The sequence below is a fragment of the Leeia speluncae genome, assembly GCF_020564625.1.
Taxonomy (GTDB): domain Bacteria; phylum Pseudomonadota; class Gammaproteobacteria; order Burkholderiales; family Leeiaceae; genus Leeia; species Leeia speluncae.
The window spans coordinates 97,659-112,983 of sequence record NZ_JAJBZT010000004.1 but is presented as its reverse complement, the minus strand read 5'-3'; the positions used below and the strand labels follow the sequence as shown (position 1 = coordinate 112,983).

General features: G+C 43.9%; 14 protein-coding genes and 1 pseudogene. 5 read left to right on the top strand and 10 right to left on the bottom strand.

The window, feature by feature from the left end:
* The first annotated feature begins 2 nt into the window (after positions 1–2).
* Together lspA and ispH are read left to right on the top strand one after the other, a co-directional pair.
* Positions 3–494 (top strand): signal peptidase II, encoded by a 492-nt coding sequence (gene lspA, locus LIN78_RS08385; protein WP_227180345.1) that lies wholly within the window; start codon positions 3–5, stop codon positions 492–494.
* Positions 491–1,423, top strand: a complete 933-nt coding sequence (gene ispH, locus LIN78_RS08380) for a 4-hydroxy-3-methylbut-2-enyl diphosphate reductase (RefSeq protein WP_227180344.1) — start codon at positions 491–493, stop codon at positions 1,421–1,423. The genes lspA and ispH overlap by 4 nt, the downstream gene beginning before the upstream one ends.
* A 61-nt stretch (positions 1,424–1,484) precedes the next feature.
* Here ispH and LIN78_RS08375 read toward each other — a convergent pair whose 3' ends face one another.
* The 10 genes and pseudogenes from LIN78_RS08375 to LIN78_RS08335 all read right to left on the bottom strand — a co-directional run bounded on the left by LIN78_RS08375 (position 1,485) and on the right by LIN78_RS08335 (position 11,938).
* Positions 1,485–1,754, bottom strand: a complete 270-nt coding sequence (locus LIN78_RS08375) for a type IV pilin protein (protein WP_373307748.1) — start codon at positions 1,752–1,754, stop codon at positions 1,485–1,487.
* An 8-nt stretch (positions 1,755–1,762) separates the two neighbouring features.
* Positions 1,763–1,856: pseudogene (locus LIN78_RS18400) on the bottom strand (prepilin-type N-terminal cleavage/methylation domain-containing protein); the annotation flags it as partial.
* A 7-nt stretch (positions 1,857–1,863) separates the two neighbouring features.
* Positions 1,864–2,433, bottom strand: a complete 570-nt coding sequence (locus tag LIN78_RS08370; protein WP_227180342.1) for a pilus assembly PilX family protein — start codon at positions 2,431–2,433, stop codon at positions 1,864–1,866.
* 10 nt (positions 2,434–2,443) lie between these two features.
* A complete protein-coding gene (locus LIN78_RS08365) occupies positions 2,444–3,253 on the bottom strand; it encodes a PilW family protein (RefSeq protein WP_227180341.1) in 810 nt (269 codons plus the stop codon).
* Positions 3,254–3,282: 29 nt separating this feature from the next.
* The gene (gene pilV, locus LIN78_RS08360; protein WP_227180340.1) at positions 3,283–3,840 is read right to left on the bottom strand and encodes a type IV pilus modification protein PilV; all 558 of its coding nucleotides are present in this window, start codon (positions 3,838–3,840) and stop codon (positions 3,283–3,285) included.
* A 20-nt stretch (positions 3,841–3,860) separates the two neighbouring features.
* On the bottom strand, positions 3,861–4,430 hold the full coding sequence (locus LIN78_RS08355; protein ID WP_227180339.1) for a GspH/FimT family pseudopilin: 570 nt from the start codon (positions 4,428–4,430) through the stop codon (positions 3,861–3,863).
* Between the two features lie 29 nt (positions 4,431–4,459).
* A complete protein-coding gene (locus LIN78_RS08350; protein WP_227180338.1) occupies positions 4,460–7,681 on the bottom strand; it encodes a pilus assembly protein in 3,222 nt (1,073 codons plus the stop codon).
* A 107-nt stretch (positions 7,682–7,788) separates the two neighbouring features.
* Complete coding sequence (locus LIN78_RS08345) at positions 7,789–8,790, bottom strand: DUF1513 domain-containing protein (protein WP_227180337.1); 1,002 nt, start codon at positions 8,788–8,790, stop codon at positions 7,789–7,791.
* Between the two features lie 208 nt (positions 8,791–8,998).
* The gene (locus tag LIN78_RS08340) at positions 8,999–11,023 is read right to left on the bottom strand and encodes a methyl-accepting chemotaxis protein (RefSeq protein WP_227180336.1); all 2,025 of its coding nucleotides are present in this window, start codon (positions 11,021–11,023) and stop codon (positions 8,999–9,001) included.
* A gap of 168 nt (positions 11,024–11,191) precedes the next feature.
* Positions 11,192–11,938: a Nif3-like dinuclear metal center hexameric protein gene (locus LIN78_RS08335; RefSeq protein WP_264474560.1), complete on the bottom strand. Its 747-nt coding sequence runs from the start codon at positions 11,936–11,938 to the stop codon at positions 11,192–11,194.
* Positions 11,939–11,955: 17 nt separating this feature from the next.
* Here LIN78_RS08335 and LIN78_RS08330 point away from each other — a divergent pair, with 17 nt between their 5' ends.
* The 3 genes from LIN78_RS08330 to LIN78_RS08320 all read left to right on the top strand — a co-directional run bounded on the left by LIN78_RS08330 (position 11,956) and on the right by LIN78_RS08320 (position 15,305).
* Positions 11,956–13,131, top strand: coding sequence for a S1C family serine protease (locus tag LIN78_RS08330; RefSeq protein ID WP_227180335.1), 1,176 nt, complete (start codon positions 11,956–11,958; stop codon positions 13,129–13,131).
* A 2-nt stretch (positions 13,132–13,133) separates the two neighbouring features.
* On the top strand, positions 13,134–14,042 hold the full coding sequence (locus LIN78_RS08325; RefSeq protein WP_227180334.1) for a DMT family transporter: 909 nt from the start codon (positions 13,134–13,136) through the stop codon (positions 14,040–14,042).
* A gap of 114 nt (positions 14,043–14,156) precedes the next feature.
* Positions 14,157–15,305 (top strand): MFS transporter, encoded by a 1,149-nt coding sequence (locus LIN78_RS08320; RefSeq protein WP_227180333.1) that lies wholly within the window; start codon positions 14,157–14,159, stop codon positions 15,303–15,305.
* The last annotated feature ends 20 nt before the right edge of the window (positions 15,306–15,325 follow it).

Below are 15,325 nucleotides of genomic sequence, written 5' to 3'. Positions count from 1 at the left end.
AAATGAACAACCAAAAGCAGCGCTTTTATGTTTGGATAGTCATTGCACTCTTATTTATTGGCTTTGACCAGCTAACTAAATACTGGGTACAGCAGGCGCTGTACCCAGGCCAATTAATCACTTACAGCACATTCTTTGATTTAGTGCTGGTGTTTAATACAGGTGCGGCATTTAGTTTTCTTGCGCATGCAGGCGGCTGGCAAATGCTGTTTTTTTCTGGCATCGCCTTTATCGTTAGTGCAGTTATCTTGCACCAACTGTGGAAAGATAGTAGTAAATCGTTATATTGCCTATCCCTAACTGGCATTATGGGTGGGGCGCTTGGCAATGTGATTGATCGTATCTATCTAGGCAAAGTAGTCGACTTTTTGCAATTTCACGCTGGCTCGCATTATTGGCCAGCTTTTAATGCCGCAGATTGTTTTATTGTAGGTGGGGCGATATTGCTTGTCCTTGACAGCCTTCTACACTCTAAGCAGAAAGTAGCAAAATGAATACTCCACTTCAACAAATTATTCTTGCGAGTCCAAGAGGCTTCTGTGCGGGTGTAGATAGAGCGATTAGCATTGTCGAAAGAGCGCTAGAGAAATTTGGCGCACCTATTTATGTTCGGCATGAGGTGGTGCATAACCGTTTTGTTGTAGACAACTTAAAAGAAAAGGGTGCCATCTTTATAGATGATCTCAAAGATGTGCCAGCAGGTAGCACTTTAATTTATAGCGCGCATGGTGTTTCGCTTGCTGTACGCGAAGAAGCGGAGTCATTGGGGTTAACCATTTTTGATGCCACCTGCCCACTCGTTACCAAAGTTCACTTAGAAGTACGAAAGCTTCGCAAGGAAGGCTTCGAAATCATCATGATTGGTCATGAGGGCCATCCTGAAGTAGAAGGCACCATGGGGCAAACCCAAGAAGGCATGTATTTAGTTGAAACAGCCGATGATGTACAAACATTAGCAGTACAAAAACCAGATCAGCTTGCGTATGTAACACAAACCACGTTATCTGTTGATGACGCATCAATTGTCATTGATGCGCTCAGAGCAAAATTCCCAAATATTGTCGGACCAAAGAAGGATGATATTTGCTATGCCACACAAAATAGACAAGATGCAGTCAAGCAGCTAACAACAGCCAGCGATTTAATCATCGTGATTGGTTCAAAAAATAGCTCTAACTCGAATAGACTTCGTGAAGTGGCGGAGCAAAGTGGTGTTACCGCCTATATGGTCGATAACGCCAGTGAATTGAAACCTGAGTGGTTTGAAAAAGCAACCAAGGTTGGCATCACCGCGGGTGCATCAGCCCCCGAAGTGTTAGTCAACGGCGTAGTTGAACGCATTCAAAGCATGTCTAGTGCAACGATCGACACACTTAAAACGGTAGATGAAGACGTTGTGTTTAACTTGCCGAAGGGACTGTAATCCATACAAAGACAAAAAGCCCGGCTGGGCTTTTTGTTTATTTATTGAGGCCTAGGATCATTTAACTAGACCAAGTACCAGTTCTTGCCCCTGTATTATCAATCGTCTGGTTTCCATCTCCCGCCTGCGAACTACCAGATACTGGAGTAGCAGTTAAGGTAAATGTTGTTGAAGTGCATGAACCGGTAAATTGGTAAAAATCGGTATCAGTGAAAGTAACTCCACAAGTGGTTCCCGAGCTTACATAGGAGTTATTGGCAGTAAAATATCTCTCCATAGATTGAGAGTACTCAACCAATTGTCGCTGGCCATCCACTCGCTTTGTCTTAATAATATGCCGTTGATAAGCAGGAATTGCTATTGCAGCTAGTATTCCTATAATTGCAACAACAATCATTAATTCAATTAGTGTAAATCCCTTTTGTTTGACCATATTATTCTCACGTATTTTTGCAAACATTAACAATACTCTGAACAACAGCAGCATTAACGCCGCCACTATCCGACCCTACGCCACGTGAAGTAACGGAATATTTTTGACAGTTCCCCACACTCGAACCTTGTACGCGAATAACGTATGAGCCAACCGTCACACTTGACCCTCCAGTATTATTCACAGCACTGACAGCAGTAGCTGGCGCATTAATTGTTGCACCTGTATTCCAAGCAGCATTCCATGAGGTAGGTGCACTTGTAGAAGTACTATCATATCCAACGGTTAATTCACAATCTGTTGCGGTTCCTGTTGTTACCGCAGTTGAAATCGTTACCGTTCCATTAGCTACCTGAGGATAACAACCTTGCTGACGTAACTGCAATTCACCCTGCCTTAATGACACCTCTGCTTGCTGAAAAGCCTTAGTTCGCTCCAAATAGCCACCGGCACTTTTTTCACCGATTGTTGCAGAACGAACACCGCCTATGATCATAATGGTCAAAACAACCAGCATAACAAGTGTCACTAAGAGTGCAAACCCTCTATTTTTGCAAACGCTTAAGCTCCTACTCATTTCTGGCCCCTTAGCGATTTCTCATTACTACGGTAGTTGAAAAGGTTCTATATAGCCGTCCATCCGTTTGGCTATTATTAATTGGATTACCAGAACAGTCGTTATAGTCTGCAGCTTTCGCCACCTCCGTACTTACTTGAGATGATCGTAGAACAAGGCATGCACGCACAGAAACAATTTCATAAGAACCACTTGGCGATGAGTTATAACTATCAGCAATACAATCACCAGTACCCGTGTTTGCTCCAATATCACAGACATACGTTACATTCGTATTCGTTTTTGTCGTGTCTAAGCCGTAAGTAAGTAAAAAGTCTGCGACTTGTACACTTGTATCGACCCCGCCTGTACTATCACCAATCCAACTCATATTACTACCATTATTACAGACTAGTGGGTCACCAATTGTGCCACTCCAGGATATGCTTAATGCCTGAGTTGTGCCAGAACCAGAAATCACCTGTCCATTACAGCCAATTACATTCGTATTGTCGTTCTGAAATCTTATCGTTGCCTTTTTATCAGGATCAGTGCCGTCTGGTGTAATACGCATTTGGTTACCCAAGTCTGTATAGGCATTTGAACTTGGCGCAGGTCGAAAACCTGCTTGCGCTATAATTTTATTCAGCATAAACATGGCATACCGGCCATCCTCGCTCATCCTGTTTTGCATTTCTTGCACTCTTCGAGTGTTATTGCTAGACAAGTAAATACTACCAACAGCTAAGGCAACAATTGATGCCACTGCCGCGGCAACCATCATTTCAACAATGGTATAACCGCGGGACTTACTAACTTTGTATATTGATTTTACAAGCATGACTGTATGCATAGCATGTGTATCCAACGTTATTCAACTACTGCGGTTAATGTTCCATCACCGGTGATTGCACTGCTTAAGCTTCGACTTCCTGCCCAAGATAAAGTAACAAGATATCGCCATGCCCTGCCGTTTTGAATTGAAGTGGCACTAATTGTTGCGGAACCACCTGGAAGTTGGTTTACAACTGAGTTTAACCATTCTGTCATATCTGATACAGCAATAGAATTACCTGTTGTCGATGCATTATGATTGACACCTGCGCCAGCACAAGTCCAGACATCACCTGACACTGTACAAGCCGCTTTAACTTCTGCGTAATCTGGAGCAGTCGGATAAGTGACTGCAGTTGCAGAATCTTCAATCATCCAAGGGGAACGATTTGATCTCACTCTATCAGCAAAATCAGAAACCAAATCTGCAGCAACATCTTTAAAGTAAGAGCTTTGTACCTTCTCTAGCGTTCTTGCTTGAAGCCCCGCCAATCCCAATAAGCCAATAGAAAGAATAGCGAGAGAAATTAAGACCTCTATCAGAGTTAAACCATTCTCTTTAACGACGTGCCTAATTAGTCTGTTGCTTTTCATGCTTAATCTCTCTTCATCACTTAGACACAGGTGCCATTAAAACTTTTCACTATCCGCCCCGATGGAATCACTTCAATGCGTTGAGTCATCCCTCCTGTCATCGTCATTTGCAAGCACGCGACTTGGGTACCTGTTCCTGCTAATGTTGGGGCAGATAAAAACCCGACAGTTGCACCAAATGTCACGGTCGTAAACGTCGCAGTGGTGCCGGAGTTCACGTTACTATCTGTGCTTATCGTCAAGTTACTTGGCGCCGTATATCTATTTAGAACGGTTGTACCTGCAAGGACAATCCACCCTTTAGACCAATCAGATGCCGTTCCACTACACGCCGTTGCTGTATTTGGTGTAGTTGCAGCACAAACACTCACAGTAGATCTACGCTTTATTGCCTCTTGCTTTGCAAGAGAGAGAGACTCCACCAATTGATCTGATGTTGTAGCTAGCCTTGCTTGCGAAAGCCAAGTAGTTACATTTGGAATTGCAATGGCTAGCAAAATACCGGCAATCCCCACCGCCACCATCATCTCAATTAGTGAAAATCCAGCGTGCTCACGTTTAAGATGAGCAGGATTCAAATTTTGTTTCAATTGAGTCTCTCTTCGTATCATCTAAAGACTTATAGTAACTCACGCCATGTAACACGATTAACTCTAACTTTACTTGCGGTGTTACTAGAGCATGAGGTACCCAAACAGTTATTTGTAAAGGTTAAAGTAGTGGTTGAAGAAGCGGACCCTAGCGTTGTAGTACCATTTACAGGGGTTTGGGCAACTGTCACCGTATTACCCCCATCTCCACCGCCACCAGACATTTGGGTAAACACACCAGATTCATTTGAATCTTTCAAAGCAACTGTACTTCCTTGATCACCAAAATTGCCCGTTGAAGCACTCACACCATTACTAACCGTGGTAGTAGATAAGCCAATACGGGACATTTCTGCAGGATAGAAGTTAAGTTTATAGCCTGATGCGGAGTCACGAGCATCTGCCGTTACTTGCCCATCACTATTAAAGTCCAAGTTATCACCAACACCCGCATAACCATCTTGATCAATGTCTAAGAATGAAGTTTGCAATGGAGAACCAGTGAGCGAGTTTACAGAGTATAGCCACCCCTCCCCTCCGGCGGTACATTGCCCACTAGAAACAGGTTGCCCAGTCGGGAACCAGACTGCAGACAAGCTTCCATCGCTAGCTTCTTCAAGACGAGGATTCGCTGCTAAACGAGAGCCAGAGTCTGGCAAGTCAATGTACCAACCATAAGTACCCACATTGGTAAGATCCACGGCATTCTGTGAAATATTTCGATATGTTCCTTGTAACTTATTGCTATCGGTCACATTTTTTTGATTCGTTGTATTAACCGTCTGCTGAATTAAATTTGATCTAGTCAAGTTATTCGATGTAAATGAATCAGAAGAACTATCGTAACGATCGAGCACCCCATATAGCGACTGGACATTTGTATTTGTACGATCTGCAGTTGTTAGCAATCGGCCTGTACCAAAGACAATTACTGTACCTAGTTTATTACCTGCCCCGTCTTTCGCCGTGCTAATAACAGGTCGATAAAAAATAGGTTGGTTTTGATTCGAAGCATTTTTTGCCGTAAAAATTGGTGTACTAGAAACATTCCAGTTTGCCGGATTATTATCGGTTAATTTAAAACGCCAAAGATTACCATTTAGGTCACCTGAATAGATATAGTCCACAATACCATCTTGACCAATATCTACGCCTGCAGGAGCAGAAAGCCCAGCCCCAGTGACCGGTACGCTAATTGAACGAATAAGCGCACCATCACGCAATCGAATGACATAAAGTTTATTTGTAGAGGTGCTATCAGAAATAGTATCGTTTGGAGAATCTGTCGTATTGTTATCATAGCCGCTAGGAATAATAGCAACAGGTTCTGCAGTAGAGCTGCTCGTTCTAGCGACCGTAATTAATGCTTTTGAAAAATTGTAACCGATCGATGCATCATGCTTGTTTGTATACTCCCACATTACCGCTTTACTTGGTGTCGCCTGAGTAAAATTGGAAGTATTAGTAACATCTAATGCGTAAACCCCTTTGCCGCCTTGGGCTAAAGCCCCAACAAGAACTGTTTTCCAAGAAGCAGACGTCTCTCCGGCTCTTTGTACTTTAATATCGGTGGCTATCAACGGCCCATCTACATAATATTTATGTGCTGAGCCAGAGTAACTGGTGCTCGTTAGATCTGGGAGGTTGCCGTAAACCGATGAAGGCACATACCCAACAACCTCCGCGCCATTGCTAGTATTAAACCCATGCAACATACCATCATTGGCACCAGCAAAAACCATTCCACGTGAGGCATTGGCTGTTTTAAACGTGGTATAGTCTGCCAGATTAGATGATCCACTTGGCACACCTACATTCACAGGGTTAGTATCAAGAAAATCCCCCAACAACTGATCTTGGCTGGCATTATTTAACCTTGTCCTATAGCCAGATATCCCTTGCTTGCCGCGAATAAAATCAACAACATTTTGCTTGTCGGTTGTTGTACTGCCCAATAGATTCCAATAAGCAGCATAGGTTGGTAGCGCAGCTTTTGTAAAAGCGAGCGGTGTTGTCGTTACAGTAGTTGTTCCTGTAACCAACCCTGTCAGTACAACTCGAGAATCATACCAAGTTGAGTTTGCCGCAGCAGTATTGCGCATAACGGTCATTGCACTAATTGCATTTCCCCAGTCTGGATTGCCTCCGTTATATGGAGCAATTAATACGTCGCCATGCCAGTCTGAAGTATCGTAAATCCCTTTAATCATTTTGGTACTGGCATCAACCGTCGTCGTACTAGCAATAACTTGACGAGAGTTTGCCACTTGATTGGAGATACTTTGAACAATTGTATTCAATGAAGAGATTAAGGCTGCTTTATTCGTAGCTGCGAAATATTGTCCTCCACCCCATGCCGTAGTTTGTGTGAAGACGGCATTTGCAGAACCAGGTGCAGCAAAACCAACCATGTATGTAGATATGGTTTGTTTCGGGAAGTCGGTGGCATCATAAGACACACCATCAGAATCGGTACCACCTTGAATCAAATCAACATCGTGCGCAAACTTAGCTAGATACGCTAATGCAGTAGTATTGTAATTTGAACCAGCAGGATACGCGTTATTATCTCGGTACGGCAATCGGGTCGTATTAGTTGAGTTCTCTGTAGGGAAAGAATTTCTGTCGTTAGGAGCCCCATCCGTCAAAATGATCACAAAGTTCTTTTGGCATCTATATTGAATTGGGGATGTATACGTCGTTTGAGTACCACCGGTAAGAGGATCTGTGTCTCGACTATATAGAGAAGACTGCCCACGGAAGTAACGTGTAATTTCATTAAAAGTGGTTGCAAGTGGCGTACCATAGCTCGGGACGAGTGGCGTAATAATATTCTGAATTTCAGTCAAGCTTGCATTTGTATCGCGAACCTTTACAGGTGCACGCATCAATCCAGATGTGTTTTGAAAAGTAAACAGTCCCCACTTCATAGATGGGTTAGCAGCAATTAGGTCGTTAGATACCGTCACCGCTATACGCATTTTATTCTCATATGGCGAGTTTTTCGATTTATTCACACCAGATGAGTTATAGCAACCACTCCCTGAAGGACAATCCTGCATAGAGCCAGAATCATCAATCAGCAACATAATATTTGGAGGCACAGTAACCGCCGAATATTGTGGCACAGCAGGATAAGGGGATGCTGCCATTGCATGCATGCCAGATAAATAAAGAATACTGGATGCTACCACCAAGCTAATCTGTTTTTGACGGTGCACACCTAGCATTTTCGATTTCTGCGATCGCATTTTCACTTCCCCTATTAATCCTTACATTACTTAACATTCTACGCTTTAAAAAAATAAATGACACTCAAATACAGACAAACGATCAGATCGATTGGTTAAACGGCATTTCATGCGCTTGGCATTTCATAAAGATGAGACCCTGTGATGTAGGTAGGAGAAAAATATGTTTTACTCTTTAACTGTAGTGAGGCTAGATCAATTTCTACCCAAGCACTATTGGCGCCATACGTAACCAACGCGGTTTCTTCATCCGCCAAGGCAACTCCTCTAGGTCCATCTATTTTCATCGCCTTGATTAATGACTGTGTCGGCAGCGACCAAAAACAAAGTCGATTCGCTCTGGGCGTACATGTAATCGCAAGCTGATATTTATCTGATATAACAACACTTAAGGTTTCTCCCTCTAATGCTGTTCCAGCCACTAAATGATCACTCACAAACGTTAAACGATCATTTCTTCCTAATGAAACGCCGCCTTCTTGATCTTCTGTCAGCGCATCATTTGGTGCCGACACAAGCGCTATATCACCATTCCCCCCCAGCGCAATATGCCCAGCATTCACCAAAGGCGAAGGCACCTTTATTTGCTTAACTAAAGTTTGTGTCGAGATATCAATAAAAGAAATAGCCCCTTCAGAACCCTTTTCCTTGGATCCTGCATTACTAACAACTAATGTTTTACCATCATCTGTTAATACGCAGTCATGAGGCTTATCTCCAAAACTAGGAAACAATCCGATTACATCCAAACTTAACGAATCCCGAATTGCTATCGCCCCCTCTGTTGTTGCTAACTCACTCTCAACAGTTAGCAACCTTTCCCCTTCTTGTACAAATACACAGTGTCCATAAAAGTGATGACCAGGCATTGCTTGGAAGGTTTGAGCGCTTGCTTCAGCATCCGAAACAGTGATAGCGACAGCACCAGGGCCTTTTTTCTCAGTGGTGATAAGCCGGTTTTTATTGACGGGATCAAAAGCGATGCCATGCGGCAGAAAGGTAGTTGGATATAATTTCTGCTGATGAGATGCTCGTTCAAGGATCGACAATACATAATGGACATTTCCTTGGTGCAAATAACTACCACCCCCACAAAAATAAGTACCCATATCTACCCCATGTAAATGCAACTTCATCTATTTGCCAACAGCATATCAAAATACTACTCGAAGGATAACCAATTAGATCATTCTCAGCTCATTTTTTGACCATTAACTCCTAGTTAAATCCATTTACTCGACTAAAGCTGCGAGCTGATTAACGAAAATGAAAAAAGCCGAGCATCGCTCGGCTTTTAGCTGGATGTAAAAACTTGACCTACAGCTCAAATCGGCTTACCGCTTGGTTTAGCGCGGTGGCACGTTGCTCCATTCCTTTAATTTGTTCGACCGTTTGATCGACCACCCAACGGTTTCTGTCTGCCATATCGGCAATCGACTGAATATTGGTGGCGATACTATGGCTGGCAGCATTTTGTTGCTCTGCCGCAATCGCAATTTGTTGAATACGCTCTTGTGCTGCTTGGGTTTGTTCCATGATGGCGTGAAGCGCATCTGATGCCTCTTGTGCGAGCGACTCGCATTGCCCCACACGCTGATTGCCTACCATCATAGTTTCTACCGTTGCTTTTACTTGCGACTGAACGGAAAGAATTTTTTGGTTAATTTCTGCCGTTGCACCAGCAGTTCTTTCTGCAAGTTTTCTTACCTCATCAGCAACCACCGCGAATCCTCGCCCTTGCTCCCCTGCCCTTGCGGCTTCAATAGCGGCATTTAAAGCAAGTAGGTTGGTTTGGTCTGCCACCTCTTTAATGACATTCACAATGAGGCCGATGTCGGCAGATTGTTGAGCTAGGCTTTCTACGGTACTCACGGCCTGGCGAACAGAAGAGGCCACTGCATGAATTTCTGAAGCCACATTCTGAACTGAACGCTGTCCCTGAGCAGAAAGGTCTCGGGCGGAACCGGCAATCTGCACAGTTTCTTTGACGCTTTCTGCCACAGCACCAATAGAAACCGACATTTGTTCGACTGCGCTAGAGGCAGAAAGCACGGCTTCTGTTTGCTTTTGCGTCCCTTCCACCACAGTGGTGGAACTTGTCACCAATGCAGTTGTAGAGCCCACAACCGCATTTGCGGATTCTGAAGCTTGCCTAATTAAGCCACTCACTTGCTCAGCCATATGGTTAAAGCTACCCGCAACACGGGCTGTTTCATCTTTCGCAGCTAAGTTCACGCGAGTTGCCAATTTGCCGCTCGCCAAACTGCCGGAGGCTTGCTCTAGTGAGTTGATTGCTTGGATAACAGAAAGGTATGCACCAACGAATAGATAAATTACGATGAGCATCATGACAGCAGCGATACCAATAGCAAAAGCTAGCTTGAAATTCGCAGCAGTCGCCCTACTGGTTAGCAATTGATCCAACTGAGGTACTAATTGGGCATTTAAATCGACAACCGACTGAAGAACACTACCATACTGCGTCTCAAACTCTGCCGCTGACATGGTATAGGCCAACGTACTTACAATGTTTTTACCGTAAGACTCTTTTAACTCGGTTACCTTGCCACTTAATTTAGTGAGGTTTGGCGTAACAACTGCTTTGAATTCTGGATATAAAAAAGATAGTCGGCTTAAGTTACCTTGTATCAAATCAAATTGTGGCTCTAATTGGTAATAGCTAATTTGCATTGGATCTTTTTCAGACACATCAGGAAAAGATCTGACTAACACCCCCACCCCTAAATCAGCCGTTTCACTGACGGCATTGATTAAACCGGGGACGCGATTTACCAACGTATCTGCAATGTAATAACTATTTACGTTAGGGTCTAAAATCAGATTCGATTTTTCACCTACCGCAGCCAAGTACAAATTGACGGCTTGCATGGTTTTTTCATTATTCGCACGATTTACCGCACCATCTGACCCATCAGGTTTTGGCAGAGCCGATAAAGATTTTTTCAGCTTTTGGAAGTCTTCTTGCGTACCAAGGCTATTAGAAAGCTGATTTTCTTCACTCTCTAGGTCAGCAAATAGCTTCTTGATTTTCGCATCTTGCGCAGCCAATTTTGCGGGGTACTTAGCCTTATCTCCCATGGCAACACCGGTATCAAAGGCTCGGCGATCAGCCAATGCCGTCAATAATGGAATGCTTTTATTGACTAACTTTAATCCATCACGTTCTTTGACGGCGAATGCGGCGTCCTCTTTCATCGCCGAAGCCAACATCAGAGTGATGATGACAATTGGCACCAACATTAACAAACCAAACAACGTAAATTTTTTGCTGTAGCCCAAACGGTTGAACAGTGCTACGGCAGGCTTAAACAAATAGTTCATGCCGGCTCCTCTTTGGTAATAATTATTTTGAGTACAACAAGTTGACTGCAACACCATTGACAGGAGGGAGATGTCCATGGTGCCCATTCAACAATAGCAGCAATCTAACTACTAAGCCAAGTCGGAATAAAGATTTTTTCTGTCGTGTTTGTTAGAAACAGCGTCAATTCACACAGGATTATCGGTATAAAAGAGATTAATGGATAAATTAAATTGGGCTTCCCAGTGCTTTGCCAAAGCGGCTACGCCATACTTTTCAGTGGCATAGTGACCTGCGGAGATAAAGGCAACACCAGATTCATGCGCCATATCAACCATCTGTTCAGAAATTTCTCCCGTTACAAACGCATCAACGCCTTGCTTTATCGCCTCTGAAAAATACCCTTGCGCACCGCCAGTACACCACGCTACCTTGCTGATGTTTTGATTTGGGTTGCCAATCACCAGTGGTTTTCTGGCCAATGCGAGTTCGATGCGATTACCCAATACGTCTAATCGCTGCAACTCACACGCACCTACATGCATGATGTTTTGCTCTGCACAGGTGTACTGTGTAGTAAAACCTAGTTGCTTTGCCAGCATGGCATTATTACCTACGTCAGGATGTGCATCTAAAGGCAGGTGGTAAGCGACCAAATTGATGTTATGTGCCAATAACAATCTAATTCGCTCTCTTTTCATTCCTGTAATCACGGCCTCTTCGTTTTTCCAGAAATAACCGTGATGTACCAAAATTAAATCTGCGTCCTGTTTAATTGCCTCTTCAATTAGCGCTTTACTAGCAGAAACCCCTGCTATTACTTTCTGGATTTCTTTTCGTCCTTCGACTTGTAAACCATTTGGACAATAGTCACGGAATGCCCCTACATTCAGGAATTGTGCGCTATAATCTATTAGCTTATTTATCTGCACCATTTCTATCTGTGACTCCCATGAAAAAACTTTGGTTGACCTTTGCGCAAACGATTACCGCAGCGCTTGCCGTTTGGTTATTGGTGGGTATGTTTCGTCCTGAATGGGGCCTACCTTTTCAGGCGGGCAAACGAAACACTCCGGTAGTAATGATCCAAGAATCCCCTGCTAGTCTGGCTGCCAATCGTAAAGGATTCTCTCTAGAAGGATCATACAGCGAGGCGGTGCAGCATGCTATTCCTTCTGTGGTGAATATCTTTACTAGCAAACAAGTTCGTAGGTCTAATCACGCTTTCTTGGAAGACCCAGTTTTGCGCCGTTTTTTTGGTAATGATGGCGAAAATGAAGAAGAAGATGCCTCTAGTTTAGGCTCTGGTGTAATTGTCAGTTCTGATGGTTATATTGTGACCAACAATCATGTCATTGAAGCAGCAGACGAAATTAGTGTCGCACTAGCCGACGGCAGAAAAGTAACGGCAACCGTAAAGGGTGCAGACCCAGACACAGACCTCGCCGTGCTGAAAGTCAATGTTCAAAACCTACCCGCCATTAACTTTGCCTCTGGTAACCGTGCAAAAGTGGGGGATGTCGTGCTGGCTATTGGCCAACCTTTTGGTTTTGGCCAAACCGTCACCATGGGTATTATCTCTGCACTTGGGCGCAGTCACTTGGGTATCAATACCTTCGAAAACTTCATTCAGACAGATGCAGCAATTAACCCCGGTAACTCTGGCGGTGCGCTAGTGGATAGCCAAGGCAACCTGATTGGGATTAATAGTGCCATTTATTCACAAAGTGGTGGGTCTCAAGGAATTGGATTTGCGATTCCTGCGTCCACCGTTAAAGATGTTATGGAACAGATCATCCGCGATGGTAGCGTTACTCGCGGTTGGATTGGCGTAGAAGTACAAGATTTAAGCCAAGAGTTAGCTACCTCATTTAATTTGTCTACAAATGAAGGCGCGCTGATTGCCGGCGTCGTTAGAAATGGTCCTGCTGACAAGGCCGGAGTGAGAGCAGGTGACTTATTAACAGAAATTGATAACAAGCCGCTAAAAGACTCTTACAGCATGCTAGACGTGATTGCATCTTTGCAGCCAGGTGCAAAAGTACCGCTAAAATTAATTCGCAACAATCAAACCCAACAATTTCAGATTACGGTGGGTAAACGTCCGAACATGGCAAAGCGTCAATAGTCGTGCAAGAACAAACCTCGGCGACGAAAGCCTACGTACTCTTAATATTGACCACCATTTTTTGGTCGGGCAACTTTGTATTAGCTAGGGCGATGACGCATGCCATCCCCCCTTTTGCGCTATCTTTTTGGCGATGGCTGATTGCGGGTTGTGTGCTGACCGTTCTCTTTCATCAAGCGTTACGCAATAGTTGGGCAGCTTTAAAAGAACATCCTTTGAAGGTATGTATTTTGAGCCTAACCGGGGTGAGTGGCTATAACACCTTGGTTTATATTGGACTTCAAAGCACAACCGCGACAAATGCAGGGTTATTGAACGCATTCATCCCTGTATTAATTATGGTGCTAGGGGCTATTTTTTATCGCCACTCACTCAGCCGATTTGCCATCTTAGGCATTTGTATTTCATTACTAGGCGTTTGCACCATTGTCTCAAAAGGCAGCATAACCACCTTATCAAATGTGCAAATGAACCATGGAGATGCGTGGGTGATTGTCGCCGCAGTGTGTTGGTCGATTTACACACTTACTTTGAAGCAACTTCCGCCAACAATTAATCGCTTTGCATTGCTGCTCATTACCATTTACATTGGCTTAATTGTATTAAGTATTCCTTATGCGTTAGAAATTCAACAGCAACGACTTATACAGGCTAGCCCTACAACGTTCATGAGTTTTGCCTACTTCGGTATTTTTCCTTCTGTACTTGCCTATTTGTTTTATAACCAAGGGGTGAGCAAGTTAGGAGCAGCAAAAGCGGGGCAGTTTATTCATCTGATGCCGGTATTTGTACCGTTGCTTTCCATTTTATTTCTGAATGAAACATTTCATTGGTTTCACCTAGCAGGAATTATTGCCATTTTCTGCGGCATAGGTATTTCTGCTGTCCCGACAAAACCGATAAAAACTTGAGGTATTTTTGATAAAAATTCCTCGTGCATACTGATGTGTTCTTTACTACATTTCAGTATGATGGCTTGTCCTTTTTCGGTCACTTATTTCACTTTGCTTTGATGGCATTCATCTATGTCTGACAATCGTTCACATCGCCAATCGTTTATTTCTCTAACGATTTACTTTATTAGCTACGGCTTACTGGTAAATACCTTGTATTCAAGGCAACCTGCCTTGCAAAAACAATATGATCTTGATGCGGCGGACTGGGGATGGGTGCTGTTTCTAGTTGGATTAGGATCTGTGCTTGCGTATCCAGTTTGCAGATACTTTCTGGGTAAATGGGGAAGTAAGCGAATGTGCCGCCGATTCGGTGGACTACAAGCGTTATGGTTAATTTTGTTGGCCTATAGTCCAAATGTGACGGTACTGTATACCGCCCTCTTCTTCGCAGGTATGTTAAATAGTGCCGTTGGTATTGCGATTAATGCACAAGGCGCCTTGCTGGAGTCGAACTCTGGCAGAAGGCAAATGGGTCAGCTACATGCGGTCTTCTATGTCGGTAGTTTCATTACGGCTGCGTTAAGTAGTTTATCAGCCAAGTTTAATGTGCCGCTCGGTTGGCATTTTGGCGTGCTCGCTTTTGTGATGTGGTTTGTCTACATTTTAGTAGGCAGCCGACTGGTCGGTGATTTTTCACCAAATCAGAAGAAAGTACGAGAACGCGGCGGGTGGAAAACCGTGTTACCCGTTGGCGTGCTCACTGCATTTGCCTCGATTACGGAAGGGGCGATTACAGGCTGGAGTATTCTTTATTTAAACAAAATACTAGGCGCGTCTGAAAGTGAAGCCTCACTAGGCTTTGCAATTTTCTCGCTCGCAATGATGAGTGGTCGTTTTTTAGGTGACCATGTGGCAGAAAGATTTGGGGCGGCAACCGTTGTTAGGTTTGGCGCGTGGATGGGTGCGGCGGTGTTGATTGCATCAGTCATTATTCATCAACCCAACGCACTACTATTTGGGCTCGTGCTAATTGGCCTAGGCCACTCTGCTTGCTTCCCACTTATTTACTCTTATGTGGGTAAAAAAGGAGGCAATGCAGTGGCAAAGGTGGTGAGCATGGGCTTTGTTGGCAGCTTGATTGGCCCGATTGTATTTGGCCGAATTGCCAAGCTGGTTTCGTTAGATGCTGTAATGATTAGCGCTGCGATTGCGCTATTTATTATGGGCTGCTTAGCGTTTACGATCAGAGATAAACATCGGGCAGCTAAACCGGCTTAGCCGCCCGATCAGTAACGGCT